This window comes from Kitasatospora sp. MY 5-36, from assembly GCF_001182915.1.
GTDB lineage: Bacteria > Actinomycetota > Actinomycetes > Streptomycetales > Streptomycetaceae > Kitasatospora.
Map to the genome: position 1 here is coordinate 1 of NZ_LFVW01000907.1, position 2692 is coordinate 2692.

The 2692-nt window shown below is 75.5% G+C and carries 2 protein-coding genes and 1 pseudogene; all 3 read left to right on the top strand.

Going from position 1 to position 2692, the window contains the following annotated elements; all coding sequences use genetic code 11:
- Window positions 1–472, top strand: a 472-nt coding sequence (locus AE652_RS38040; protein WP_049659903.1) for an acyl carrier protein, incomplete at its 5' end; no start/stop codon positions are given.
- Window positions 473–485: 13 nt separating this feature from the next.
- Window positions 486–650, top strand: a pseudogene (locus AE652_RS49120) (polyketide synthase docking domain-containing protein); the annotation flags it as partial.
- Between the two features lie 59 nt (window positions 651–709).
- The coding region (locus AE652_RS38045) for a type I polyketide synthase (protein WP_255357479.1) at window positions 710–2692 on the top strand (1983 nt) is incomplete at its 3' end.

A 2692-nucleotide genomic window follows, 5' to 3' on the forward strand; every position in this document is an offset into this window, starting at 1 on the left:
GGCCGCGCGGCGCGCCGCGCGGTCCCGTACCGGGGAGGACGGCGGCCGGCTGGCCGAACGGCTGGCCGCGCTCTCCGGGGCCGACCGCCGCCGTGCCGCGCTCGACCTGGTCCGGGCCCAGATCGCCGGGGTGCTCGGGCATTCCTCGGCCGAGCAGGTCGATCCCGAACTCCCTTTCAGCAAGCTCGGGTTCGACTCGGTGACGGCCGTGGAGCTGCGCAACCGGCTCTACCAGGCCTCCGGTCTGCGGCTGCCCGCGACGGCGGTCTTCGACTACCCGACGGCCGGCGCGCTGGCCGAGCGGATGCGGGCGCTGCTGCTTCCCGAGGCGGAGGCCGACGGCGGCACCGACGGCGGCACCGCCGAGGAGCAGGCCGCCGAGGAGGCCCGGGCGGCCGAGATCGACGGCATGGACATCACGGACCTGGTCGAACTGGCGCTGGGCACCTCGGTGGACCCCGCAGGCGTCTGAGGAAGAGGACAGCATGACTACCCCGCCGGAGCGGATCGTCGAGGCGCTGCGCGCCTCGATCAAGGACAACGAGCGGCTCAGGAAGCAGAACGAGCGGCTGTCGGCGATCGCCGACGAGCCGATCGCCGTCACCGGCATGGCCTGCCGGCTGCCCGGCGGGGTGCGCACGCCCGAGGACTTCTGGCGGCTGCTCACCGAGGGCGGCGACGGCATCGGGCCGTTCCCCGCCGACCGCGGCTGGGACCTCGGCGAGCAGAGCGCCACCGCCCAGGGCGGGTTCCTCTACGACGCCGCCGAGTTCGACCCCGGCTTCTTCGGTATCGGCCCGCGCGAGGCCCTCGCCATGGACCCGCAGCAGCGGCTGCTGCTGGAGACTCCTGGGAGGCCGTCGAGCGGTCCGGCATCGACCCGCTCACCCTGCGCGGCAGCCGGACCGGCGTGTTCGCCGGTGTGATGTACCACGACTACGCCGCCCGGCTGGACGAGGTGCCCGACGAGGTCGCCGCCTACCTGGGCAACGGCAGCGCGGGCAGCGTCGCCACCGGCCGGGTCTCGTACGCGATGGGCCTGGAGGGCCCGGCCGTCACCGTGGACACCGCCTGCTCCTCCTCCCTGGTGACGATCCACCTGGCGGTCCAGGAGCTGCGCCGCCGGGGCTGCGACCTGGCCCTGGCGGGCGGCGTCGCGGTGATGTCCACGCCCGGACTGTTCGTGGAGTTCACCCGGCAGAAGGGCCTGGCGGCGGACGGCCGGTGCAAGGCCTTCGCGGACGCGGCGGACGGCACCGGGTTCTCCGAGGGCGTCGGCATGCTGATGCTGGAGCGGCTCTCCGACGCCCGCCGCAACGGCCACCCGGTGCTGGCGGTGCTGCGCGGCAGCGCCGTCAACCAGGACGGCGCCTCCAACGGGCTCACCGCGCCCAACGGCCCGGCGCAGGAGCGGGTGATCCGCCAGGCCCTACTCTCCGCCGGTCTCACCGCCGCCGACGTGGACGCCGTCGAGGCGCACGGCACCGGCACCCGGCTCGGCGACCCGATCGAGGCCCAGGCACTGCTCGCCGCCTACGGCCAGGACCGTGAACTCCCGCTGCTGCTGGGCTCGGTGAAGTCCAACATCGGCCACACCCAGAGCGCGGCCGGGGTGGCCGGGGTGATCAAGACGGTGCTGGCGCTGCGGCACGGCGTCCTGCCCCGGACCCTGCACGTGGACCGGCCGTCCTCGCACGTGGACTGGTCGGCGGGCGCGGTGGAGCTGCTGACCGAGGACCGGGAGTGGCCGGAGACCGGCCGTCCGCGCCGGGCCGGCGTCTCCTCCTTCGGGATCAGCGGCACCAACGCCCACGTCATCGTCGAGCAGGCCCCGGAGGAGCAGCCCACCGAGCAGCCCGCCGAGGGGCAGACCCCGTCGGCCGGCACCGGCGCCCCGTGGCTGCTGGCCGGCCGCACCGAGGCCGCCGTACGGGCCCAGGCCGGGCGCCTCGCCGAGCACCTGGACGCCCATCCCGCGCTCGCGGCCGTCGACGTCGCCCACTCGCTGGCCACCGGCCGCTCCGCCTTCCCCCACCGCGCGGTGGTGGTCGGCGCCGACCGGGCCGCGCTCGCCGCCTACGCCGCCGGGCAGGACCCGGCCGCCGTGGTGGCCGGTACGGCGGACGTGACCGGCCGGACGGTGTTCGTGTTCCCCGGGCAGGGTTCGCAGTGGGTCGGGATGGCCGTCGAACTCCTCGACAGCGAGCCGGTGTTCGCCGCACGGATCACCGAATGCGCCGACGCCCTCGCCGAGTTCACCGACTGGAACCTCATCGACGTCCTGCGTGGCGCCGACGGCGCCCCCGGCTACGACCGGGTCGACGTCGTCCAGCCCGCCCTCTGGGCCGTCATGGTCTCCCTCGCCGCCCTCTGGCAGGCGTACGGAATCCACCCCGACGCCGTCATCGGCCACTCCCAGGGCGAGATCGCCGCCGCCACCGTCGCCGGCGCCCTCACCCTCCAGGACGGCGCACGCGTCGTCGCCCTGCGCTCCCAGGCCATCACCGCCATCGCCGGAAACGGCGGCATGGTCTCCGTCGCCCAGCCCGCCGGGGAGATCGACCTCACCCCCTGGCAGGACCGGATCTCCGTCGCCGCCGTCAACGGCCCCTCGTCCACGGTCGTGGCCGGAGACGCCGACGCCCTGGACGAGCTCCAGGCCGCCCTCGACGCCCGGGGCGTCCACGCCCGC